The sequence below is a fragment of the Prevotella heparinolytica genome (assembly GCF_002998535.1).
Lineage (GTDB): Bacteria > Bacteroidota > Bacteroidia > Bacteroidales > Bacteroidaceae > Bacteroides > Bacteroides heparinolyticus.
This window is the reverse complement of the sequence record NZ_CP027234.1, coordinates 58,131-84,112: the sequence shown is the minus strand read 5'-3', so window position 1 is coordinate 84,112 and position 25,982 is coordinate 58,131. Positions and strand designations below refer to the sequence as shown.

The 25,982-nt window shown below is 41.9% G+C and carries 14 protein-coding genes; 2 read left to right on the top strand and 12 right to left on the bottom strand.

Annotated features, from left to right (window positions below; translation table 11 throughout):
- Nucleotides 1-3: 3 nt before the first annotated feature.
- The 5 genes from C3V43_RS00335 to C3V43_RS00315 form a co-directional block, all read right to left on the bottom strand.
- Complete coding sequence (locus tag C3V43_RS00335) at nt 4-3,210, bottom strand: SusC/RagA family TonB-linked outer membrane protein (protein ID WP_106068116.1); 3,207 nt, start codon at nt 3,208-3,210, stop codon at nt 4-6.
- Between the two features lie 447 nt (nt 3,211-3,657).
- Nucleotides 3,658-4,113: a cupin domain-containing protein gene (locus tag C3V43_RS00330; protein WP_174704377.1), complete on the bottom strand. Its 456-nt coding sequence runs from the start codon at nt 4,111-4,113 to the stop codon at nt 3,658-3,660.
- Between the two features lie 29 nt (nt 4,114-4,142).
- Nucleotides 4,143-5,267, bottom strand: a complete 1,125-nt coding sequence (locus C3V43_RS00325) for an aldose epimerase family protein (protein ID WP_106070373.1) — start codon at nt 5,265-5,267, stop codon at nt 4,143-4,145.
- A gap of 12 nt (nt 5,268-5,279) precedes the next feature.
- Complete coding sequence (locus C3V43_RS00320; protein WP_106068115.1) at nt 5,280-9,317, bottom strand: two-component regulator propeller domain-containing protein; 4,038 nt, start codon at nt 9,315-9,317, stop codon at nt 5,280-5,282.
- Between the two features lie 38 nt (nt 9,318-9,355).
- On the bottom strand, nt 9,356-11,254 hold the full coding sequence (locus C3V43_RS00315; protein ID WP_106068114.1) for an ulvan lysase-like protein: 1,899 nt from the start codon (nt 11,252-11,254) through the stop codon (nt 9,356-9,358).
- Between the two features lie 249 nt (nt 11,255-11,503).
- Here C3V43_RS00315 and C3V43_RS00310 point away from each other — a divergent pair, with 249 nt between their 5' ends.
- A complete protein-coding gene (locus C3V43_RS00310; protein WP_106068113.1) occupies nt 11,504-13,471 on the top strand; it encodes a sulfatase family protein in 1,968 nt (655 codons plus the stop codon).
- A gap of 4 nt (nt 13,472-13,475) precedes the next feature.
- Nucleotides 13,476-14,651 (top strand): heparin lyase I family protein, encoded by a 1,176-nt coding sequence (locus tag C3V43_RS00305; protein WP_106068112.1) that lies wholly within the window; start codon nt 13,476-13,478, stop codon nt 14,649-14,651.
- Nucleotides 14,652-14,700: 49 nt separating this feature from the next.
- Here C3V43_RS00305 and C3V43_RS00300 read toward each other — a convergent pair whose 3' ends face one another.
- From C3V43_RS00300 to C3V43_RS00270, 7 genes are all read right to left on the bottom strand, one after another.
- On the bottom strand, nt 14,701-16,062 hold the full coding sequence (locus tag C3V43_RS00300) for an MATE family efflux transporter (protein ID WP_106068111.1): 1,362 nt from the start codon (nt 16,060-16,062) through the stop codon (nt 14,701-14,703).
- Between the two features lie 169 nt (nt 16,063-16,231).
- Nucleotides 16,232-17,560, bottom strand: coding sequence for a TlpA family protein disulfide reductase (locus tag C3V43_RS00295; protein ID WP_164996199.1), 1,329 nt, complete (start codon nt 17,558-17,560; stop codon nt 16,232-16,234).
- A 13-nt stretch (nt 17,561-17,573) separates the two neighbouring features.
- Complete coding sequence (locus C3V43_RS00290; protein WP_164996198.1) at nt 17,574-19,121, bottom strand: PKD-like family lipoprotein; 1,548 nt, start codon at nt 19,119-19,121, stop codon at nt 17,574-17,576.
- A gap of 24 nt (nt 19,122-19,145) precedes the next feature.
- The gene (locus tag C3V43_RS00285) at nt 19,146-19,823 is read right to left on the bottom strand and encodes a DUF4843 domain-containing protein (protein WP_106068108.1); all 678 of its coding nucleotides are present in this window, start codon (nt 19,821-19,823) and stop codon (nt 19,146-19,148) included.
- 18 nt (nt 19,824-19,841) lie between these two features.
- Nucleotides 19,842-21,275, bottom strand: a complete 1,434-nt coding sequence (locus tag C3V43_RS00280; protein ID WP_106068107.1) for a RagB/SusD family nutrient uptake outer membrane protein — start codon at nt 21,273-21,275, stop codon at nt 19,842-19,844.
- Between the two features lie 11 nt (nt 21,276-21,286).
- Nucleotides 21,287-24,595, bottom strand: a complete 3,309-nt coding sequence (locus C3V43_RS00275; RefSeq protein WP_106068106.1) for a SusC/RagA family TonB-linked outer membrane protein — start codon at nt 24,593-24,595, stop codon at nt 21,287-21,289.
- 211 nt (nt 24,596-24,806) lie between these two features.
- Nucleotides 24,807-25,946: a FecR family protein gene (locus tag C3V43_RS00270; protein ID WP_106068105.1), complete on the bottom strand. Its 1,140-nt coding sequence runs from the start codon at nt 25,944-25,946 to the stop codon at nt 24,807-24,809.
- Nucleotides 25,947-25,982 lie beyond the last annotated feature (36 nt).

The window sequence follows — 25,982 nt, the reverse complement described above, 5'->3', positions numbered from 1 at the left end:
AAATTAGAATGCAACATTTACGCCAAATACGAACGAACGGCTTTTGGGATAAGCACCAAAGTCGACACCCGGTGTCAACGAACTTCCCATAGTAGAGACTTCCGGATCAAAACCCGTATAAGGAGTCCATGTCAACAAATTATTGCCTGTGGCATACAAGCGCAACTTGGTCAAACCCATCTTATTGATAATCCGCTTGGGAAATGTATAACCAACAGTGATATTGCTTAACTTCAGGAAAGAAGCATCTTCTACCGCCCAAGAATGGATATAGGCATTATTCAAACCATTATCACCAAAATGAGCCACCGTCTTGCCTTGGTTCATGGCGGCCAGTTCGTCAGGAGACGTTATCAATTCGCCATTATTGTTCACTGTCACCCAACGGTCGGCCTCATTGGCTATTGTCAAAACATTCTTATTGGTCAGAGCGGTTTTGGTATTCGTCAGTTTTGTCGCGTTCAACACCTCGGCGCCGTAGCTATAGGTCAGAAAGACGCTCAAATCAAGATTCTTCCAAGAAAAACTATTGTTGATACCTCCATAAAAATCCGGGAAAGAATTACCTATAACGGTCTTGTCGCTTTCTGTGATTAAATTATCGTCGCTTCCATCCACATTCCTGAACTTCCAATATCCGGGCTTCACATTCTTCTTGTCGCCATGATAGGGAACGCCATCTTTCAGTGTATAGGTCTTGGTTGAAGCATCATAATTAAAATCGCTTACTTGGTAAAGGCCCTCGGTTACATAACCATAAAACTGTCCCAATGGTTGGTCTACTCCGATCTGATGAGAAGCACCGGCACCATCATAGCCGAATTTCGCCAAGTATAACTGTACCTTTTCGCCAGTCAGCTTATTCACTTTATTCTTGTTATGGGAGAAAGTAACAGAAGTATTCCAAGTGAAATTCTTGCCGGCAATATTCACTGTATTAATGGTCAAGTCAATACCCATATTCTCTGTTTCGCCTGCATTAATCATCATATTTTGATAGCCGGAAGAGTAGGGCAATTTGGCATTAAGCAGCAAATTGGTACTGCGGTTAATGTAGAATTCAGGAGAGAACGTTATGCGCTGATTGAAGAAACCAAAATCCAAACCCAAGTTGAAAGTCTTATTCGCCTCCCACTTCAAATCGGGGTTGGGCACTTGTTTGGAAGCATAACCGGCTTGTGCCCCATTGCCATTAGCAGCAGTGACCGAACTCATGATAGCCAGACTCTGATAACTGCCTATGCGGTTATTACCGGCAAGACCATAACCAACCCTAAGCTTCAGATCGGAAAAAACAGCCAAATCCTTGATAAACTCTTCTTCACTTAAACGCCATGCGGCAGAGAAAGAGGGGAAATAGCCCCATTTATTGTTCTTTCCGAATTTAGACGAACCGTCTGCACGCAAAGAAGCCGTGAAAAGATATTTATCCATTAAGGTATAATTTACACGACCAAAGAAAGAAAGGAGTTTATCATCGTAATTCTCATTGGACGAGGGGGTGCTCGGCACTCCTAAAGACAAGTCGGCCAGTCCGATTTCATCGTTCGGAAACTGCGTGGCACCTGCTGAAAAGCTACGTGTCCACTTCGTCACATATTCATGTCCAACGATGGCAGTCACATCATGTTTTTTGTTTTTCCATCTATACGTCAACACGTTAGAGGTCTGAAAGCTGTTGCCTTCGAGGTTTGTGATATTTCCGTAAATACTGGAACGTTTGGCTGTTTGAGATTGGTCGCCATAAAACACATCGTTACGACGGGTTTGATAGCGCATACCTACTGTGCTGCGGAACGACAAACCTTTCAGCAACTTGACAGTTGCGCCGGCATTGGCCTGAAAAGTACGCCATTCTCTTTTGTTGGTTTCTTCGGCAGCAGAAATCAACGGATTCTGCATGACATTGCCGCTGTCATCTGCAAACAAGGGATCTTCCGTACCCAACAAGTCGGAATCCATACCTTTAATTCCGATAGTAGGACGATATTGGAGAATATGCTGCATTTTATTGAAACGGTCGCCCCCTTCCGAAGTTCCCATACCTTCCACACGCATCTGGTCGTAACTGATACGGGAGTTAATGCTCAACCAACTGTTCAGGTCATGGCTCATGTTGAACGAGATATTGTGCTTTTTACTACCACTATACACCATGGCGCCTTCTTCGTCATAATAGGCATAGGCCAAACTATAATTCAACTTATCCGTTTTTCCGGATACAGCCACACGATAATTTTGAGTAAAGGCATCGCGCCCCAAAGTTTCATCTTGCCAGTTAATGCCTTTACGCCCTGCATAATTGGAGGCAAGCTCACTATATTTGCCATATCTGCTTTCCCATGTACTCAAAGCCTCGGCACCAGCATCTCCCGTACCCATCCGCCACAGAGTGCGTTCATAATCCAACTTCACAAAATCATAAGGCGAAAGGACATCCAATGTCTTTGCAATCTTCTTAATACCCACATAGCTGTCGAACGTAACAGTGGCCTTGCCACCTGACTTGCTGCCGTTTTTGGTCGTAATTACCACAACGCCGTTGGCACCGCGTGCACCATAAATAGCAGTGGCCGAGGCATCTTTCAAGACGTCAATCGTTTCGATTTCGGCAGGGTCGAGAGACGACATACCGTCTTCACTGGGGAAGCCGTCGATAATATACAGAGGTTCATTACTTTGAGTAATTGAGATACCGCCACGCACGCGAACGGAGATGGATGCTCCGGGAGCACCTTCGCTTTGCTGCACCATCACACCCGCCATACGTCCGGACAAGGCTTGGGTGACGTCGCTTACAGGTACTTTAGAGAGTTCTTGGCTGCCTACTGAAGCAACCGACCCCGTCAGGTCTTTACGTTTCACGGTTGCATAACCGATAGCGACAACCTCGTCCAGCATCACGGCATCCGCCTTCAACGTCACATTAATAGTTTTTTGTCCATTGACTTTCACTTCTTGTGTAGTCATTCCCACATACGAAAAGACCAATACATCTTTCGAAGCATCATTCACTTTCAAGGCATAGTTACCATTAATATCGGTGACAGTACCTATACCGGCGGCACCTTTAATAGTAACACTACCCCCAATCACCTCATATCCTTCACTGTCAATCACCTTACCTGTAACAGTAAGGCTCTGTGCATAAGTTGCCAGACTGACGAAAGTGAGGATAAACATTAAAAACAATTCTTTTAATTTGTACATAATAAATTAATCTAAGGTTTAACTTTAGAATTTTTTTGTGGGGCAAACATACAACAACTGCCCTAAAAAGAGTGGAAGTATCGTTCTTGTTTCTCTCACTTTTACTCTTTTTCCATGCGAATATTGTTCATTATATGATATTTTTGTGTAAAACCCTGTTTGATTTCATGACAAGGCAGGAGGAGGATGCCGACAATGTAAATATCAATTACCTTTCTCTAAAATTCATCTGACAAAAAGGACGAAAATCCAAATCCCCTGCCAGAACACCTTCTGAGAGGGGGTAGGATCAGTATACGACTGATGTGCCTTCAGTATACGACTGATCCTACATCAGTATAGGACTGATGTACCTTCAATATACGACCTATCTTTCCTGTCTTTTTCATTAACCATTCAAGGCTTTTAGAAGAAAGGAAATTGGTGTGATTTTTTCAATACGAACTCCTATTTTAAGAAGTCTGCCCGCATCGGAGCAAAACAATCGACAAGAATTCCCGGCTCCAAACAGACGCAGCCATGCAAAACGTCCGGTTCGATGTAAATGCCATCTCCGGCCTCTACAATTTTCTTCTCGTCGCCCACTGTGAATTCGAACTTACCGCTTACTACATAGGTCGTTTGAATGTGATAATGAGAATGAGGAGTTCCTATGGCTCCCTTTTCAAACTTAACCTTAACCAACATCACCTGCCCGTCATAACCCATAATCTGTCTGGTCACGCCTTCACCGGCAGGTTCCCATTCTTTATCGTTCTCGTAAATAAAAGTAGCACTTCTTGTTTTCTTCACCGGACCATCCGGCGTTTTGTATTTATCCATACATACGGCATTTAAATTTGTAATAACAAACAGAGAAAATCCAATCATACATACACACTTTCTCCATGTACTTCGCTTCATAATCAATTCGTTTTTAGTAAATTAATATATTATTCGGATGTTGTTTCAAATTTATAAACGGTGACCTGCCTGTAAACCTCGCCCGGCAGAAGGCTGGTTGTCGGGAAGTGGGGAATATTGGGAGAATCAGGGAAATGCTGCATCTCAAGGCAAAACCCGTAATATTTTCCATAAATCCGTCCGCCGTGACCGGCCAGATAATCCATATTCGAATCCGGAATATAAAATTGCATGCCCGGTTCGGTGGTATATGCTTTCAATACCCGCCCCGATATGGGTTCGACTACCACAGCAGCCAATTCAAGCACACCGGGCAACTTACTCAATTTATAATTGACATCATACCCTTTTCCTTCTTCCTCCATACGCATCTTTGCCGGTTTCGGAGAAGTATAATCATACGCCGTCCCCGCCACCGCAACCAACTCTCCTGTGGGAATCCCCATGGAATCTACCGGAGTTATGGTATCGGCCTTTATCATATAAATATGATTCGATACGGCCTCCTTGCATCCGGCCAGATTAAAATAGCTATGGTTCGTAAGATTTATTACGGTAGGCTTGTCCGTAGTAGCCGTATACTCTAACACAATCTCATTCCGGTTGGTCAACTTATAAGCTATTGAAAGTTCCAAATTTCCGGGGAATCCTCCTTCCAGATGAACGCTTCTATACTTGAATACAACGATGGCCGTGTCTTTCACCGTATAAAACGTATCCGTCTCAAAGACTTGCCGATAGAATCCCTTTGTACCCCCATGAATGGAATACCCTCTATTGTTCTTTTCCAGATGATACACTTGCCCCTGCAACTTAAATTCCGCATTCCTGATTCTATTGGCAAATCGTCCTACCGTAGCTCCGAATTTAGGATGCTTCCCTAAATAATGCTCCACACTATCAAACCCCAACACTACATGTTCAAAGTTTCCTTGTCTGTCAGGGACAACAACATCAGTCAAAGAAGCCGCATAGTTCATCACCTTGACACACATTCCATTCTTATTTACCAATCTGAAAAGCCGGACAGCCTTATCCTCGAACCGAACAGTAGTTTTCTCCTCATATATGGCGGGCTTATACAAATCCGCTTGCCTGCATGCAACTGATAAGAACAAACCCGCAACCCCCAATAAAGCAATAAAATTTCTCATATACACCCCATGTCACTTCTTTCCATACTCCGTAGGCAGGCAACCTATATACTTCTTAAAACGAGCCGCAAAATAGGAAGGTGTATTATACCCTACCATAAAGCTTATTTCCGAAACAGAATACTTCCCTTCCTTCAACAACTGGCAAGCCCGATTAAACCGTATCTTGTGAATAAAGTCGATAGCAGATTTCCCGGTTATGGCTTTAAGTTTCAAATGCAAATTCGAGCGGCTCATATTCATCTCACGCGCAAACTGCTCCGTGGAGAACTCTACATTATCCATGTTTTTTTCAACAATGGCAATGGCTTTTCGCAACAGCTCTTCATCCATCGTGTTATTCGTAAGTTTTTCCGGTTCTACTTCCGTCGTATTGGAATAGCGTTCGAAAATACGGTAACGCGTACGTAGCGCATTCAGTATCTTAGCCCTCAAGATTTCAAGAGAAAAAGGTTTGGCTATATAATCATCGGCTCCAACATGCAAACCTTCCAACTGGTATTTTACATCCGCTTTTGCCGACAGCATGTAAACAGGGATGTGGCAAGTGCGCAAGTTCTGTTTCACCCACTTACACAATTTAACCCCATCCATTACAGGCATCATAACATCCGTAATAATCAAATCCACTTCTTGTTCCTTCAGGAGTTCCACTGCCTTTTGCCCATTCTCCGCCTCCAGCAGATTGAATAAGTCGACCATGCTGTTGACCAGATATTTCCTCAATTCCTTATTATCTTCCACAATCAGGATTGTTCCTCGCTTCCCCCCTTCAACATCCGTAACATTCTCTTCATCCGACTTCTCCTCGTCACCTATATATACATCATGGGCATTGGTGGAATAGACGCGTTGCTTCCTTATATCCTCACTTCCATCAAGCAACTCTTCCTGCGCATACACAGACTTGCTCTGAGGCAAATAAATAGAGAAGACAGAACCCTTTCCGACTTCACTTTGCAGTGCAATCCGACCATGATGCAATTCAACCAGCCTATGCACCAGAGAAAGCCCTATCCCACTCCCCTCACGACCATTTTCAAGCTGGTAGAAGCGTTCAAAAACCTTTTTTTGTTTCTCTGCCGGAATACCAATCCCCGTATCGGCAACTTGCAACACAAGGTCATCGTTCTCTATATATAACTTCACCGTAATGCTCTCACCCACTTCTGTATACTTAAAAGCATTCGAAAGCAGGTTATTCACAATCAAATCCAGATAATTCTCATCGAAAAGGACATTCTCGTCTTGTAGTTCCGTATAGAAATTATAGTCAATATCTTTTCTCTTGGCCAAGCTCTCATAATTCAAAAAACTATTCAACACCCGTTTATACGCATTAGAATATACGACTCTAAGTTCAAAGATACCCAACTCGGCCCGCCTGAAATCCATCAGTTGATTGACCAAATGCAACAAACGGCTCGTGTTTCGCTGTATATACAATAGTTGCTCATGCTCCCAATGCCCGCTGATACGGTTGAGCAATTCCTGCAAAGGAGCAATAATCAACGTCAACGGTGTTCGCAGTTCATGCGAAATGTTAACATAAAAACGAATCTTCATCTGATTGATTTCCTCCTGCTTCTCTTTATCCAATCTTTCCATCCGTATCTCGGCCTGCATGCTCTTACGCAACCAAAAGAAACGTACTATACCAAATATGAACAGAACCGCCGAAAGAGTGAATAAAGAAAGCGCCCACCAAGTACGATACCAGACAGGCAGAATCCGAATATGAAGTATAGTGGGGTCATCGTTCCACTTACCATCATTATTCGCAGCCTTTACATAAAAAGTATAATCCCCCGCGGGCAAATTGGAATATGAAACCGGACTTATGTCATTTTGCTCATACCATACATCATTATATCCCTCCAATTTATAAGCAAACGTATTATGTTTGCCCGCAATATAATTAGAGACGACAAACGAAATAGCGAAAGAATTTTGGGAAGAAGACAAGGTTATATGATTTACATACGCAACACTTTCTTTCAATATACCGGTTTCATCATTGGGCAATACTTCCTTATTGTAAATAAACAATTTATTAATAACAGGTTTAGGTGCATACGGATTATCAATCAATGTTTCAGGACGAAAAGAGGTGATACCGTTTACTCCTCCAAACAAAATGTCTCCATTAATCTTGCGACAATAAGAACCGGCATTGAACTGATTGCTTTGCAATCCGTCCAGAATCGTAAAGTTACGGAACTTTCCACTCTCCGGATTCAGACAACTCAACCCTTGATTGGTACTTATCCACAAGCGTCCGTATGCATCTTCCAGAATCCCATAAATAACATTGCTCGGCAAGCCGCTTGCCGTAGTATATTGAATTGTTTTGGATTCACCCTCTTTCAAAGCAAACAACCCATTGCGTGTACCTATCCACATATATCCGGAAGAAGATTCGTAAAAACAATTCACAAATGCTTGCCTCAACATGGAGTCCATACGAAATTCAGTGTTGGCAAGCAAAGAGGCGCCGATCTGGTTAAAGACGGAAATGCCCATTTCTCCTCCGGCCCATATACGTTTCTTAGAATCACGAAACAACAATCGGTTGTATTGTTGTAGTTTATGCCCTTTTTCATCTTTCTCGACAATCGTGAACCGACGCTTTTCTATATCAAAATGCAGCAAATATTCCAACGATGCAACCCAAAGGCCTCTATGCCCGTCCGAAATGATAGAGTAAATATTATTACTCGGCAAATTGCTGTTCTGACGATTATAATACTCCACATAACCGGATTTCCGATGTAGCGCCATCATTCCTCCGGCATGAGCTCCTACATAGACTTTATCTTGCGCTTCATCTACATATACTGTTTTAATGTCTTTTAAAGGTATATCCAGATTATCTGAGTTGAACAAATAATTCCTGTATTGCCGCGACACATTGTCATAGTAGTCCAAACCTCCGTCGCTCGTTCCAATCCATAGATTGTGCTTGCTATCTTCCACAATGCAACTGACGACATTATTGCTAAGCGAATTCAAGAACGGAACATGTTTGATACGTTGAAACCGATTGCATAAAGGATGGTAATAATTCAATCCTCCCCAATAAGTACCCAACCACATGCCGCCTTGCAAATCTCTGAAGATACTCCGGACAGAATTCTGGGAAAGGCTTCCCTCTTGTATTTCCGAACTTCTGATAGACAAGAAGCTATCCGTTCCTTCTTTATAAATATTCAGTCCTCCATACGTACCTACCCACAGCCGGTTCTCCGTGTCCAATGCCAAAGAGCGCACATAATCCGAATTCAATCCGGATTTACCGCTTGCATAACGATAGTTCTTCAACTCACCGGATTTCATATCATACAAATACAATCCGTCTCCCTCGGTTGCCAACCAAAGTTTATTAAACATTTGACACAAAATAGCATGCACTTTCACACCAGCAGGTATATCTACCAATTTTTCCAAAGTGGCGCTTGATAAAGCATAAACATACACTCCGCTTTCCGCACCTATGTAGACATTATCATCCTGCCGTACTAAAGCCGTAGGTTTCAGTCCATGCAAAACAGAAGACAACGTATCATTGAAAAAACGCTCCTCCTTTACATCAAAAAGCAAAATACCTTCTGCCGTACCCAACATCAACCAGTCCTTTTTTATTGCAACGATGCTGTTTACAGCTACATTTATTCCGTCTTTCTTATAATAATAATTAGAAAAAGCATCTTTATGGCGATTATACAAAGACAAACCCTCGCGCGTACCTACCCATACCCGGTTGGAGTCATCCACCGTAATGCAACGGGAAATATCACTGGCTATGCTGTTAGAATCTGTATATTGGTGACGATATACAGTAAAATTATAACCATCATACTTGTTCACGCCATCATAGGTTGCAAACCATAAATTCCCCTCTTTATCCTGATTAATCGCAAAAACCGTACTGTGCGATAATCCATCCTCCAAGCCGATGTGGGAAAAACGAATGTCTTCCATTATAGCGGCATACATCATACAGGGGAATAATCCTCCTAAAAACACAGACAAAAATTGAAAAATCTTCATAGTCACATATCTATTATGAGACAAATAAACAAAATATATTAGCGAAAAAAGAGAATAATCTTAATTTTCTTATTTGCATCATCAGGTTTTATTCGTAAAGGAACAAACGAAAAACCGGGGACGGGATTGAATATCCTGCCATCGTCATCCGTAGCCGCCACTTCAAGACGTCCTGCCTTACATGTAATGCCCAATATCCCGTTGTTCTTGGTTATGAAGGCCTCCTGCCGGGTGACTTTTACTACTTCTTCGGGCGATGCGATAACCGGTAAGACAAGATATACCGAATCTGGACACTGCTCCACCTCCATCATGACACCTTGCTCCGAATATGTATAATCTATTTTTACCGAAACTTCACCTTGCTTAGGAGCTCTTTGGTCAATATCGACCAAGTGTGTATTTACCCTGAATTTATAAATGCCATTCTCCACACAGCAGCTTATCTCCGTATCCAAATCATCCAGATTACTATATGTCACTCCATGCTGAACGGTTTCAAGCCGGGGAGTACCTCCCATCAAATACTTGCGGGCATTGCTCTGCATATTGGGAGCTTCTATCAGTTTATATTGATTCATGGTTGCAGCAAATATCGGTCCTGCCTGCGAATGCCATAATAACGAAAGAGCTCCTCCCATCGGATGGGTACCTTTTACTTTGTATTCCGCATCATAGCCGGTAAATGTAGCACGCCAAGAACCTTGAGACACCAGCCATGTACGTATATCCCGAAAATGTTTCATACCATACTCTGCATCACGCGGCAACTTTCCGCAAGGTTTAATCTCTAAAAGAGGCTGCTCCAAAAAGGAAGCCAATGCCTTGGCATGCCCGAAAGTATGGTGGATGCAAGGAGGAACACCCGAAACACAATAGTGCAGACCTCCATAAAGAAGTCCGCCGTGAGTAGACTCTTTCAGCAAGCTGATATTACGACGGATAGCCTCTACATACGATGGGTTATGCAAAGCCAGCAAATAATATCCTCCCATAAAACCATCGCTTGTGCGTCCTCCCCAATACGTCCACTTAAAGCTACGTGTTCCCCAACTATTATCCCAAGCACCATCGGGTAACATAAACTCCAGATGTGTATCCATTGAATGCTTTATCAGTGAGAGCAATGCCGTATCATTAGCCATCACTGCATAATAGGCCATATTGGGCAAAGACTCTTCTACGTTGTATAACAAATCTACCGGACGGCATCCGTTCGGAGTTTCAGACCATATATCCGGTCCTTCTCCATAGAGAAAAAAATCATGTTTCGTGAAGTAGCTTCTCAGGTCAACAGCAATTCTCATCGCCTCTTCTTTAAAATCCGGACGGTTGCACATTTCCCCGATGGCATACAAAGCGTATGTTGCCGAAGCCGAATAATTCACGTTCATATTCCTCATCCCTTTCCGGTTACGACTATATATGAAGGGGGTATTCATCATAAACTCACCGGCTTGCAGCAGTTGGTGTTTCCAATGGTTGCGGGTGGAGTCATCCAACAAGTGCCCATGATAATGCAAGGCTTCATAGAGAGCGATGGAAGCGAATACCGTTGTGCCGTTCCAATCGGAAACATGTACATCGTTCATCCATGAGCCATCAGGACGATGCACATTCTCCATCCAGCGCATCAAACGCTTGGCACCAAGCAGATATTTCTCATTTCCGGTTTTGTCGGCCAGATACATTAAAGGAAGTACGGCATCGCCAATACGCCCGTGCATACGAGCACATGCAGGACACAACACACCTCCATCAAGTGCCGGATGAGGACTTGTGCACTGATAGGTTAAAAAAGCATCCATCCACCCTGTCAACAAATTCTCCGCTTCACTACGTAAAGAAATAACAAACTGATTTTCGTGCGTATCAGCAACCTGTCCTGACAAGAACGACGCATATAACAGCAATATGACAAAGAGGATGTTCTTCATTTTTCTTATGTTTAGATTTCAATATTCAAAGATAGGCTTTCGGAGGTAATTTTTGAAGCTTTTTTATTCAATATACTGCCTACATACGTCCACAACCATCTGCAATTTCGTTGAATCAGTAGCAATTTTGTCGAAAAGCAGGCTTTAAAAACAATATTGGCACACTTTTAAACATAAAAAGCGTTTATCAAGCATAAACATCACTACTTTAGCAACAACAATCGAATATCCTTAAAGAGTTCATTTATTATGGAACACTTACCTTTATTAATGTGCACAGCTTTCTATGGATTGTATGCCGTACAGACAGAAGCAGCGGTAAAGAAAGACAAACGTCCCAATATCCTTTGGCTCACTTTCGAAGATACCAGCGCATACGAATTCGGATGCTACGGCAATAAAGACGTACATACGCCCAACACCGACAGTTTAGCCGCCCGCGGCATACAGTTCATGAACGCATGGTCGGTAGCCCCGCAAAGTTCGGCTGCGCGCTCATCACTTATCACCGGATGCTATGCCACAACGTATGGAATGGATATACACCCGGTTCCATACGACACTCCTGCAAACATTTTCTTCCCGCAAAACCTACGTGAAGCCGGGTATTATTGCACCAACAACAGTAAAACCCACTATAACTCCACGACCGATAACAAAATTTGTTGGGATGAATGTGCGCCAAACGCTTCATACAACAGTCCCAAACGAGAAAAAGGCCAACCGTTTTTCGCCGTATTCAATACGGTAACTTCCCACATGGGACGCATCCGTACTTTCCATACAGATGGACGTCGGGACTACACCAAAGAGGGCATTTATCCTGCATTGCTTTCTTTGCCTCCCTACGTACCGGACTTGCCGGAAGTACGCTCTGACTATGCGGGGCATCTGGAAGCGGTACAAGATGTGGACACTTGGTTGGGCTTCTTCTTGAGAGACTTGAAAGAAAAAGGGTTAGACGAGAATACCATCATATTCTTTTTCAGCGACCACGGAGGATGTGTTCCGCGAGGCAAGGGATATTTGTATGAAAGCGGTCTGAAAGTTCCTTTAATCATTTACTTTCCACCCAAATGGCAATATTTGGCAGATAAAATTCCGGGTAAAGAATGCGGTTTAGTCAACTTCACGGATTTAGGGCCTACCGTACTTAGTCTTGCGGGTGTAAAACCACCCAAACAAATGCAAGGCAAAGCTCTTTACGGAAAGTTTGCAAACAAAGAAAAACGTGAAGTGCAATTCGCACTGGCAGCCAACCAACTACATCATTATATGCCTGTACGAGCCGTTACCGACGGACGTTTCAAGTATATCCGCAGTTACATTCCATATCGCCAATTTGCCCTACGTAATTATTACCAATGGGGAATGCCATCCAACAAGGCATGGGATAAACTGGTATTAGAAGGACATAATACCAATCTCGACTGGGAACAGACTTTCAACGCTCATCCGGCAGAAATGTTGTTCGACCTTGAAAAAGATCCGGGGGAGTTGCACGACCTTTCCAACTCTCCCGAATATACCGAGACCCTCGTAAGAATGCGCCGGGCACTATCGGAGCATATTCGCTCTACCCACGACTTGGGATTTTTTCTTCCCACCTCGCGCACCGGACATATCCTATATGACAAAGTTCGCAAGGAGAAATACCCATTGGAAGCGTTATACACGCTTATAGAAACAGCCGGGACAGCCACTACCGCCTCTCTACCCTTATTAGAAAAAGCGATTGAAAGCCCTCTGCCGGAAATGCGTTTCTGGGGAGTAGTGGGATTTGCCAAACTCGCCAGAGAAAAGCAAATCAGGACTTGCCCGCAAACCTTGTCGAATCTCCTCCGAGACAATGACCCTTACATTGCTTCCGAAGCCGCCTATGCGGTTGCTTATACGGGTAAAGCCCAAGAAGGTATTTCGCGTTTAGTAACTCCTGTTTTGGAAAAAGATAGAAAAATCGGCTACTCTTCGCTGGAATGTCTATCTTTAGACCCGGAAATACGTGACAGCATCCGCCCCTTCATTCCGGAATTAAAGAAAGCTGCAGAAACCCTGCCACGTATTGAAAACGAGGATGCCGGACTCATGGCACGGGGCATCCTCATCAATTTGGGTGAAATGGATATAAAAGACCTGCACGGTCCCGAAGCATATGAAAAAGGCTTGAAGTTAAACCAAGGGCGCAGAGCAATGGTGCCTCTGCCCACTAAAAAATAAATTTATGCGTAACACAATCAGAATAGCCGTTTTACTGTCTTTTGCAATAACCGACACGATCTGTGCACAATCTGCCAAAATCATTCCTTTGACGGAACGGGTCAATGTACAAGCAGACTCTGCACGTACAAAGCAGATTATCGACAATCGTTGGGTAGCTGTCGGTACTAACAAGCCACACACCATTCAATCGGATTATTCACGCCCGTTTCAAGGCAAACCTTCCTATCGTTTTGAGCTGAAACAGGAAGACAATACACTGGAAGGTTATGCCAAGGGAGAAACCAAAGGTCGTGCAGAATTGTGTTATTGTTATGCGGTAGCCGACGACTTCCGAAACCATCCCGAAGAGGAATACCATAGCGCCCAAAAGATGAAGACCGTCTATCATTACGGCAAGGGGAGCTGTCCGCAAGGGGCATCCATGAGTTACACATTCTCCGTATATATCCCCCGCGATTTAGACCAAAACGTCTCCACCATCTTTGCCCAATGGCATGGAATGCCCAGCCGCACACTCGTGTCCGACCCATCGGGCAAGGTTATGAGGCTTAGTGTCAAAGAGTTTCTTGAACTGGAAAAACGGATGATATTCAAAAAGGACACTGCTCACGACAAAATAGCCAAAGTCAATGCCCAAGGAGACACGGTTTACAAAGCCGGAAAGCCCAATGGCTGGCTGATAGAACAAGGTGGTTATCCTCCTCTTGCCTTTGGATTCTCACAGGGATATTTTTACATAAAAGCCAATTCCGACCGCAAATGGCTGACCGATAAAACCGACCGTTGCAATGCCAACCCCGATAAAGCGGAAATCATGAAGCCTGTCACGTCTGCTTACAAAGCCTCGACAATAGCCTATAAAATGCCTTTCGAGCACTTTCCAAAAGATTGCTGGGTAACCTTCCGGGTAAATATAGACTGGACATTATACGGCAAAGAGAAAGAAACCATTCTGAGAAACGGCCTTCTGGACGTTACGATGTCTTATCGTCAGGCCGAAAAAGAAATCAAACGCCACATTGTGAACAACGAAAAGATATTGATAGGACGAAATGATGAAGAAGGGTATTATTTCAAATTCGGCATCTACCGTGTGGGAAACAGCACCACTCCGGTCTGTTACAATCTCGCCGGCTACGAGCAACATGAAAGGAATGCCTCTTCCCAACCCAATTAAAAGTTCTGTCTAACGCTATTCCCGAAAAGCCTTTACGGCTCTTGAGATGCTAACGCCCTTCCGCTGCGGCAACCTTGAATTTGCGAAACTGCATCACCAGCATCATCAATGCTATCAGGCTTGCAAGCAGGTCGGAAACCGGCATGCTGTACCACACTCCTTCCACCCCGAAAAACTGCGGCAGGATGAGCAGGCAAGGAAGCAGAATCAACATCTGGCGGGTAAGGGAAAGAAAGATGGCCTTGCCTGCCATTCCTATGCTTTGGAAAAAATTGGAAGTCACCATCTGAAAGCCGATTATAGGAAAGAACATGACGACAATCCTCAGTCCGTTTGCCGAAAGTCCTATCAGTTCGGCATCCGACGTAAAGATGCTGACCACCACGTCGGGCACCAGCATGCCTACCAGAAAGCCGAGAGAGGTTACGCCTGTGGCATAGATTATCGTCAACTTCAGTACTTTGTTGACACGCTCGTACTGCCGTGCCCCGAAATTATATCCGGCAATGGGCTGCATACCTTGATTCAAACCCATCACAATCATTACAACAATAAACACCAATCGGTTCACAATGCCATAGGCACCAATAGCCAAATCCCCACCGTGTTTTTTCAATCCTTGATTGATAAGAATCACAATGAAACAAGCTGCCAGATTCATAAGGAAAGGAGACATACCGATGGACAGTGAATCAAAAACAATCTTACGTTTCAACTTGAATATACCTCGATGAAAATGCAGCAAATCCTCTTTGTTACTAAACTGTTTGAGCTGCCAAACCAGCGACAAGAGTTGCGCCATGACGGTAGCAATTGCTGCTCCGCGTATTCCCCAATCGAAACCGTAAATAAACAAAGGGTCTAAAATGGTATTGACCACTACGGTGGCCACAGTGGCATACATCGCCTTTTGGGGATGTCCGGAAGAGCGCAATACAGCATTCAGACCAAAGTATAGATGGGTAACAATGTTGCCTATGAGAATAACTTGCATATAGTCTCTTGCATAGTCCACCGTCTGGTCGCTTCCGCCAAAGAAATAAAGAATAGGATCGAGAAAAGCCAGCATCACTACCATAAAAACCACACCCAACAAAATGTTCAGTACAAAGACATTACCCAACACACGCTGTGCCGTGTCATAATCTTTCTGTCCTAACCTGACGGAAATCAACGTAGAAGCCCCTACCCCTACCAACGAACCGAAAGCTGCCGATAAATTCATCAGCGGAAAAGTCAGTGCCAATCCCGAAATTGCCATCGTTCCTACTCCGCGACCGATGAAAATGCTGTCTACCATATTATATAAGGAGGAAGCCGTCATGGCTATGATTGCCGGAACGGCATATTGCATCAATAACCTGCCTATACTTTCCGTACCCAACGCTGTAGGTGTTCTTTGTCCTGCCATACTATACCCCTTTCTATTTCCGGGGGCAAAGGTACTCAAATTCTCAAAAGTGCACAAGGAATCTGGGCGTCATAAAGACATAATACAATGAAACAAACAGAAAACTTCGCTTATTAATTTAATCCATTAGTGCATCAAGCAAGCGTTTTTATATTTCCTCAAACTAACGTCAAAACAAAGAATCCAAAAATTCTATTGTTTTCGCCTCAGAAGGTCTGGACATCTTCACATCCACGATTTTTCCTTCGGGGTCAATTAAGATAAAACGAGGTATTAAAGAAATATGATAATCATTGCGAAATGTAGAATTCTTGTCAGCATGTAACTGAATAATTCCAAGATTATCAGCTTTCACCTTTCTTTTCCAAGCAGCTTCATCGTCATCAATAGAGATACCGACAAAATGAATCTGCTTTCCTCTATACCTTTCCTCCAACTGTTGCAATAAAGGAAGTTCCCGACGACAGGGAATACACCATGTAGCCCATACATCTATATAGACATATTTCCCCGACAAGCAAGAAAGGGAAATCCGTTTTCCATTAATATCCGGAAGCATAAAATCCGGAGCTTTTTCCCCTTTTGCCAAATGCAGGTATTTCTGATAAATTTTAGCGAACTCTGCTTTTCGGCCAAAATCATTCACCTTCTCCTTATAAACAGGCAGGAATTCTTCAACTCCTTTCGCTCCGAATTTTCCGATATGTCCGTATATAAACGTATGAACCAGATAATCAGAAAGTCGGGAATCTCTCACAGAGTCTTGTATGTAACGCAATGCATAACGCAACTGCTCCAATGGTTTATTTTCGGTAAATTTTTCTGCTAATATCCGGATACCATTCTTAAAAACTTGCCGATATTCCCACAACTCATAGGCTTCCTTATCCTCTCTCATTGTTTTCTCCACCTGCCGGTAATAGTTTTCTTTAGGAAAATACTTATTTATATTCAGTTTCCTCGCATGATAAAGCGGATAAGCCTGTAACATATTACAAACTTGATAATACAATCGTTTTCGTTCCAACCGTTTAAATTCTTCAGGTAGCGGAAGCGAGTCCAGATGAGTTTGGAACCTATCCGGCAGCAACTTCCATTCTTTTAAAAAGGCTTCCTCCGATTGCTCATATTTCAAATTTAGCATACTCAGAAATCCCCCGTTTAAATATTCATTAATAATTTTTCCATCTCCTTCAAACTCAAGATGCCCGTCAGAATATTTATTTATGCTTTGCCGCCCACCCGGAATAAGATAGAAGTAATTGACACTGCGCGGTCCATACAAAACGGCATATCCGGAAGTTAGCGAGGTGGGAACTTGGATAGTTCCCAACCCCGATTCGTCCAGCACTGCTTGATATGATGAGTCTCGGAAAGCGACTTGTATCTTCACTTTCGTGAATGACTCAAAGTAAAAAGTCACTTGGGAGAATACTTGCCCTCCCCATTGAATACAGAGAAAAACAAGCCCTATTTTTATAATAAACAGTTTTTTCATTGGAAAATATTTTTCAAGAACCATATTTGGGGTAATTATACTCCATATCCAAGATTTGTCCGAATCCGCTAAAAGTTTTCTCCGAAGAAGTGTCGATGGCACCATTACTTACGTTGATATAATACATATACACTTTTCCTTCTTTTGAACTTTCGTTATAAGTGGAAATTATCAGAATCTTATTATTGTAAGGATGTGACTTAATGAAACGATCGACACAAGGTTTGAAGATTTTCATTCCTGTAATCCTTTCCTCGCTGTTAGCTAAAGAATAAACCTTCTTGCCTGTATTGGAACCTGTATAGTCATATTGATAAATATCCCTGTCTGTAGCGTAATAAAATACCGGTCCTAAGTCTCCTACGGCAAAATGACTGGCATTCTGTATCTCAGGACAGTTAGCCGCACTATACATCGCCTTATCCACATTAGTTCTCCTATCAAAGTTAAATACACACAAAGTATTCGTATGAGTATCCCAATCTTCAAACAATCCATACTCATAGTTCTTAAAACCTGTATCCATATACCGCAGTTTCGCACGCATATTCTTTATGTTGAACACCGAGCCTGAAGCATTATCCGGCATTTCTTGAAGCACCCATGTAGAGCCTCCGTTTTTTTTAGGAAAACATAAGAAACGCCCACCCAGTTCATCATAGATAATAGCCAGATAATAATCAAAATAACGAGGAGCATAAGAAGATGACTTATAAGTCATTCCATCTATCAAAATAGGTTCAATATATGTAGTAAAGCCCATCGCACTGATGACGCTATATTCATAAAAACGTCCGTTAGAAATGAGAGCGTCATAACCGTATCGTCCGGGGCTCCAATAATAATGATAGAAAATATAGTTTTCCGGCTTCCAGTCACTCATATCCGTCATCAAAGTAGAGATATCATACGTTTTCTGCATGGTAATGGCATCCAAGCGAGCTCCCCCCTTATCTGTCAGAATCATTACATGCTGATAGCGTCCCAAACAGAAAAAGCTACCTATCTTAACGCCCCTTCCTTCCAATTGTTCTCCGTTGATCGACTTATAAACGTCATGTAATATCTGATCTTTATCTACTCGGTTAGAAAAATAAGGACTCATAATAAGATCGAAATCGGTCTTTCCGTCTTTCTCTTGCAAAACCATCCATCCTTCGGTAATAATTCCTTGTACAACCAAAAGAACCTTTTTGTAGGTATCTATTCCAGATTTCTTATTATGACAAGTAAGTACCAGCGAGTAAGATCCTGGAATTTCGGTCACAGAATAAGAAAGTTTTTTTGTCTTGCAGATAGTTTTTTGTTTCCAGACACCTCCGATTTCGTTCGACCAAAGACGCCAACTAAATTCATAATCACTTTCTTCTACACCATCCAGTTTGATTTCCACCGACAATTCTAATGGCTTGAATTGGGTGGCATATACCGTATCTTTTACTTCAAGAGTGATACCGGGTAACTCGGAATAATTATAATTCCCGTGATCATCATAACAAGCAGCCAGACCTATTATCAATCCGATAAGGCATAGGCCGTTTCTTAATATATTTTTCATCATTGCACGCATCTTTACCATTAATACTTAGAATGTTACCACCAAACCGTTTTCATCAGTCAAAGGTTCTCCCGGATGTGCTTTATTATATTCATAAAGCGCTTTTATCAGTACGCCTTTCCAATAGATTTGCTCCGAAGTACTCCATTGGTCATAATTCGTAGCAACCCCTGTATGCAATATAACAAACTCATGCTTTACACGACTGTACTCATTGAAAATCCATCCCACAGGTTCAGCCAATTCATTGGTTATTACAATCCGGAACATCGACTCATTGACCGGAGCCTCAGAAAAGTAATTGTTGCCGCATAAATGTAGAGTAACAACCCTGCGCTCCGCATCCGAATTTGCATTTTTTCGTACTTTTATCTTTACACTACCGGTAATAGCATCTGCCGGTAATCTGCACGGTTCAATCACAAAATCATTATTTTCCGTAGCCGTTGTCTTCTCTTTAACTACTTCCACAGCAACGTCTCTTGCTCCGGAAGAACTTACACCTATCAGTTTGAACGGAACTTCTACGATATCTTCTTCTATCCCCGGATGTAAGCCAAAAGAGTAGATCGTACTATCTTTCCCTGCCGGAGAATAAATAAACCGCAAAGAGGCTACATCTGTGTCATATCGCAAATACCCGGTTTGGGTACAACTTACCATCAATAGCAACAATAAACCTGTCGTATAACCGAATCTTTTCATATATCGTCTCCTTTCTTTTTATTTTCTACTACCATATTCCTTTTCCTGATCAGGCATCGGAAGTATATAAAATCCCTTACTGAAAGGAACCGTTACATTAGGAATCTCTTCAATATCCAAACGTTTGCAATATAAGAACCATTGCCCTTCACCGATAAACTCTTTTCGGTATTCTTTTCCAATAATGGTTTTCAACATTACATCGGTCGTCCCCTCTTCGGCCAGCATACCCCCTTCATCAAAACCTCTATGCCTGCGCAATGTATTGATACAGTTCACAGCATCTTTCTTCGTAGCTGCACATTCAGCCGCAATCAACCACATCTCACTGATTCTGAGCAATGGCTGACGATTGTTATAATTAGAAGAAAACTGCCACAACTTAGTACTGCCAAGATAATAGCTTGACAATGTTTCAAAATAATAATTATACCGCCAATCAAAACCATACAAATTGGTCTCAAATATTTCCGCACATACTTCCGGAGACATGATAAGCAAATTACCCACGGTATTGCTTTCTCCTTCTTTCAAGAATCTTTCTGTCAACGACTTCAACCTTGTATTATTAAGAGTGAAGATACACTCCGACTTAAAAATCCCGTCACGTGTTTCACGTGTATTGGTAGTGACATTAGTACTTTCCACCCAAGGATACTTGTTCGATTCAATCACTTCATGAGCACATCGCAACGCATTACTTTTATCATTTTTATAAAGATAGGCACGAGCCAACAAAGCGCAAGTAGCATAATAATTGAAATGAAAATCACGCGTACCCAAAAAAACCGTAGCAGAATCACCTGTCTTTATGGGATCTGCCGCCAATAAATCCAATGCACGTTTCAAATCCTCAATCACCAAATCAATGCACTCTGAAACTGTAGATAATGGAGTGACCTCCTTTGATACCCCCTTCACATACGGAATGGCTTTTTCACCGGTACCGCTCACATAACTCTTACCGAACCATCGGAGCAAATCGAAATGCAAGAAGGCACGCAAAGCATAGGCTTCGCCTTCATAAACATTTTCTTCTACTTCCGACAGAACTCCCCGATGCTCATCAATGCCCTGCAAGAAGATATTAATATTGGCAATCGCATTATACATACTACTCCACACATTGTTGATTACCCCACGGCTAGTAGTATTCTCGTATTCAAACCGATGCAGGTGATAGTAAGTACCTGCCTCCTGCTTCCATACATATTGCTGTCCCAAGGCATCCGCCATACCAAAAGTAAGGTTCGCACCATACAAATTATCGGCACAAAGCGCTGTATAAATTCCAGTCAACTGATCTTTAAATCCATTTTTGTAGCTGAACAAATCATCATATTTCACTTCAGACTTCGGACTGACATCTAACCAGTCCTGACACGAAATACTCAGCAAAGACAAGAACAGTATCCCAAGTATTCCTCTTATTTTTTGTATTTTTGCCATCATATCTTACTATATTAAAAAGTTGCCTGTAAAGAAACCGAATATGTGCGAGCAAACGGATAGTCTAATCCTCTTTCCACTTTCACGGTAGATACACGAAAAATATCGTTCATATAAAAACTGACCTTCAGTTGTGCGAGTTTAAGCCGGTTCAGAAAAGTCGTATGGCGAAAATCATAACCGACATTCAAGATAGAAAAACGCAATTCATTCAAATCCTGAATAAAACGGGAGCTTGGCTTGGTTGTCTTATAAGGACTATAAGAAAAATCAACGATATCACCCGGTTGCTTCCAAACCGCATTATATATCCGCTTATCTACGTTCAGACCGACATAAGCATTTTCCACACGGTTTACCAATGTCTGATTATATATTTGTCCGCCCAACTGATAATAGAAAGACATATTCATGAAAATACCTTTATAATCTAAGTTCAATCCGAAAGTGCCTGTACATTTCGGCATGGCATCTCCACACACAACTTGATTTTCAGCTTTCCATTCCGTTGTAGTTTGTCCATCTTTAGTCCGATATAATTCATCTCCCGTAGCCGGGTCAATACCCAATGACCGTACAGCCCAAATAGCATTCATTGATTCTCCTTCAATAAAATGAAGCTGAGGTCTATTCGTTTGTCCGGCTATAATTTTGCCATCTACTTCATCATTGTAGTTTTTCAAGGCATTTGATATTTTTTTAAGCTTATTCGAGTTATTGGCAATAGAGAAAAATGCGCTTAAGTAACGATTATCTGCCGGATTATATAAAAGATGCGCATTCAACTTCAGCTCCATACCTTTGTTTTCGGTACTTCCCAAATTCTCCATATAACTACGAAATCCCATGGAAGGCGGAATTGTAAGCGCCAAAAGCTGGTCTTCGGTCTTCTGTACATAATAATCGTAACGGATACTCAAACGATTAAAGAGGTTAACATCAACCCCAATATTATAATCTTGGGTTTTCTGCCATTTCAAGTTGTCGTTAGGCAAAGTCATCAGATAAGCTCCTATCCAATTATCATAAGCTTGCGTCTGATAATAACTAAAAGTGGCCAATGCCTGATACGAACTGAAATTTTGTGCTCCGGTATAACCCGTAGAGGCCCTTACTTTAAATTGCTTCAACCATGTAACGTCTTCCATAAAATGTTCCTTATGCAAATTCCAACCTGCGCCCATTGCCCAAAAATGTCCCCAACGGTTTTCTTTTCCAAAAAGAGAAGAGGCACTGGCACGATACGAGAGGTCTGCCAAATAACGGTCATCGTATGAATAGTTCAAAGCCGACAGCAAACTAATTGAGCGAACGATACTTTCGTTTCCGGAAAATGGTTGATTCGGGTCCGGTTTCAAACCGGAAGCAATGAAGTTGATACGATCATTGGGAAAACCTATTACTTTAAAACGAGTAGTTTCCGATTGATTTTGCTGCATATTCCAACCTGCATTGAAAAACAACTGATTTTTATTCAATAATAACGAATAATTCGCCGTTACGTCAACAGATACAGAACTACTCTCGCCGTCAGATTTACTATAACTTCCTTTATCAAAAGAACGTTCTTCCGAATACCCTAAAAAATAAGTATGAGAGGCAGGATAAAAATCATCTCGCTTATTGATTGTTTTCGACAGTCCCAGACGTCCCATCAATTTTAATGATTCGAGCAACTGCCACTCGATATAGAAATTATTAGTCAGATTGGTATATTTACTGAAATTCCTTGTACCTATAGTAGCATTCCACAACGGATTTCCTTTAGTCACCCCCACCAAACCTCCACCGCCTGTTGAACCGGCTATTTGCTTCAAATTGCCATTCCTATCGTATGGTGTCCAATAGGGGTTCAACTCTGCATATTCAGAAAAAGAGCCGTAAGGAGAGTCATCTGCATGATTCAAAGTGGCGTTGAATTGATTGCGAAACAATAAATTCTTATAACGGTAGGAAAGCATACTTCCTCCGGTGAACGTTTTACGCCCAGAACCTTTCATAATACCTTTGATATCATTATAAAGTAGATTTACGCCATATCGAAGACGTTCATCACCGCCTTCCAGATAAACAGAATGTCGATGTCCGACTCCCATACGTAAAGGTTGCGCCAACCAATCGGTATCTACACCACGCGCTATCTCCGATTGTATATTATTCAAATATTGTTCCCAAAACCACGGGTCGGAATACGTTCCATGTGCTTTATCCACTTCAAACTTCTCACGTGCATTGCAAAGATTATATCCCGTCAGATCAGGAATAGTAAAATTCAAATCTCCCTTATAAGTGATTCGCAGTTTTCCGGCTTCAGGCTTACGTGTTTCTATCACCACTACCCCATTAGCAGCCTTAGAGCCGTAAATTGCTTTTGCCGCAGCATCTTTCAACAAGACAATAGTCTCTACACGATTCATATCCAAGTCGTAAACAGCAGTAACATCGGCCTCAAAACCATCCAATATAAACAATGGTTGGTTAGGATTCCCATTATACGTTCCTTTCAAATCGGGCATTGACTGTTGACCACGCATTCGGATTTCGGGCATGGCATTTGGATTGGAACCTAAGTCCATATTCTCTACAATCTTAAAAGACGGATCTATATTCTTCAAATTTTGCAACAAGTTTTGACTGCCGTTCCGCATCAGTTCTTCTTTTCTAATAACAGTAGTGGCACCCGTGAAGCTCTCTTTTTTACGCTCAAATATACCATTGACGACTACTTCATCTACAAGCTGCGTATCATCTTTCATGAAAATAAAGAGTTGCTTTCCCGTAAAAGGCACAGATACGGCTTTCATCCCAATATAAGAAAATTTCACTTCCGTTATTTCCTTTTTATCGGGAATTAAAATATCAAAATTCCCATCAACATCACTGACTCCCGCCACATAAAGGTCATTGGTAAGAATAGTCACACCGGGCAAAGGGACTCCGGCAACATCCACTACACGCCCTTTTATGCGTTTCTGCTTCGCTTTCTGCAAAGCTGAAACTGTGACATATATCCCGTTAATCTTATAAGTTAACGGATAAGAGGCTAAAATAGCCTTCATCACCTCATCAATTGTTTTCGATTTAATCTCAACCGTTACCTTAAAATGCTGTATCTCATTATAAGTAAACAAGAATTTGAATTTAGTCTCTTGTTCCAACTTTTTCAGTACAGCCGGCATAGCCTCATTCTGACATACCAAATCTATTTTCTGTGAAGTACTTTGCGCCAGCGCACTTCCACTCCCAATACCCCCGGTAAAAAAGAATAGTAAGAAGAATAAAAACTTCATACGGAAGGTTTTCAAAAAACAATAACTTTTCATAAAATTATGATTAAATTAAAGGTGACTTTTATTTAAATACGAAAAAAGAAAGCGTTTAGTCCCACTAAACGCTCTTTATTTTAAATCTTTACCTTCTTACTCTTGAGAACCACATTTTACATCATCTCTCGCTTATGCGGAATAATTCATTTCATTTGTTCTCTAAGACAAATATTTATCTCATTATTTCAAAATCATATTTGATACTCCTTCATTGGATTTCATTATCTTTCCATTTCACGGTCAGCTTATTCTCTGTTTTTATAACAGAAAAAGACTCATAAGCATTCAAATTCTCAATTACCTGTTCGATATTATCGCCTCGCTCTGCAATAAAGTGTAGTCGCAGATTCATAAGTGAAGGATTCTGTTCTATCTCGACAGAAAAATTATACCAACGCCCGAGATCACGTAAAATATCAGTAAGGGATACGTCATCATAATAAAAGTAACCTTCCATCCACTGGCTATAATAACTTGTATCTATTTTTCTCACTTGGTAGTTATCCTCGGTGCAAACAATGTCGTCACCCGGAGTTAGAATTACTTCCTCTTTTTTATGAGGCAATCGCACGCATACCGAACCACGTACCAGCGTCACATGTGTTTCAGATTCTTTATACGCTTTGATATTAAACTCTGTCCCTAATACTTGTGTTGTCATTTTATCAGTGACAATAATAAAAGGCTTATGCTCATCAGGCGCTACTTTGAAATATGCTTCCCCGTCAAGTGTCACAACACGATTCTTACCGGAAAAACGGGAAGGAAAAGAGAAGCGACTGTCTGCATTAAGCCAAACCTCCGTTCCATCGTTTAAAAGTATCTTATAGACTTTGCCCCGAGGTATGGAAACAATATTATGACGGATTTTCTTGACGTTTACATGAGTATAATCGGCTTCTCTTTCCGACAAAACAGCACCTTGTTGTTCTATACGAGGAACTGTATTATCAATCACCACCGTCCGTTCTTCGGAAACAGCGTCTTCCGACTCCTCCAAAACAACTTGCCGTTCCTCAGATTTTGAAGTTATCAATAGTTCCATCTTTTCGCGACCTTTCACTCTCTGCGCTTTATGCTCCGGCAAAACAAAAAAAACCGCCCCCAATATCATTGCGGCTACCGAGATTCCACCTATAATATAATAGGTAAAAAGGCGCTTTTTACGTTTGTCGGTCAATAGATTCGACGGTACCGAATGTTGGAACTTCTTCCATTCATCATTGACAGAAGGCAACTTGAAATGACAGCGCAATAATGCTTGCTCACATTCGTAATGCAAATTCTCTTCAGGCGCTTGATATACTTCTTTACCCAATTTATCATCTTTACTATTTGAGTTATTCATAAAGCTTACTTCCTCACAATATAAGATATTTATAAC

Coding starts and splice junctions, on each gene's coding strand:
- C3V43_RS00335 (WP_106068116.1), bottom strand. CDS start 3,210: ATGTACAAATTAAAAGAATTGTTTTTAATGTTTATCCTCACTTTCGTC.
- C3V43_RS00330 (WP_174704377.1), bottom strand. CDS start 4,113: ATGAAGCGAAGTACATGGAGAAAGTGTGTATGTATGATTGGATTTTCT.
- C3V43_RS00325 (WP_106070373.1), bottom strand. CDS start 5,267: ATGAGAAATTTTATTGCTTTATTGGGGGTTGCGGGTTTGTTCTTATCA.
- C3V43_RS00320 (WP_106068115.1), bottom strand. CDS start 9,317: ATGAAGATTTTTCAATTTTTGTCTGTGTTTTTAGGAGGATTATTCCCC.
- C3V43_RS00315 (WP_106068114.1), bottom strand. CDS start 11,254: ATGAAGAACATCCTCTTTGTCATATTGCTGTTATATGCGTCGTTCTTG.
- C3V43_RS00310 (WP_106068113.1), top strand. CDS start 11,504: ATGGAACACTTACCTTTATTAATGTGCACAGCTTTCTATGGATTGTAT.
- C3V43_RS00305 (WP_106068112.1), top strand. CDS start 13,476: ATGCGTAACACAATCAGAATAGCCGTTTTACTGTCTTTTGCAATAACC.
- C3V43_RS00300 (WP_106068111.1), bottom strand. CDS start 16,062: ATGGCAGGACAAAGAACACCTACAGCGTTGGGTACGGAAAGTATAGGC.
- C3V43_RS00295 (WP_164996199.1), bottom strand. CDS start 17,560: ATGAAAAAACTGTTTATTATAAAAATAGGGCTTGTTTTTCTCTGTATT.
- C3V43_RS00290 (WP_164996198.1), bottom strand. CDS start 19,121: ATGATGAAAAATATATTAAGAAACGGCCTATGCCTTATCGGATTGATA.
- C3V43_RS00285 (WP_106068108.1), bottom strand. CDS start 19,823: ATGAAAAGATTCGGTTATACGACAGGTTTATTGTTGCTATTGATGGTA.
- C3V43_RS00280 (WP_106068107.1), bottom strand. CDS start 21,275: ATGATGGCAAAAATACAAAAAATAAGAGGAATACTTGGGATACTGTTC.
- C3V43_RS00275 (WP_106068106.1), bottom strand. CDS start 24,595: ATGAAAAGTTATTGTTTTTTGAAAACCTTCCGTATGAAGTTTTTATTC.
- C3V43_RS00270 (WP_106068105.1), bottom strand. CDS start 25,946: ATGAATAACTCAAATAGTAAAGATGATAAATTGGGTAAAGAAGTATAT.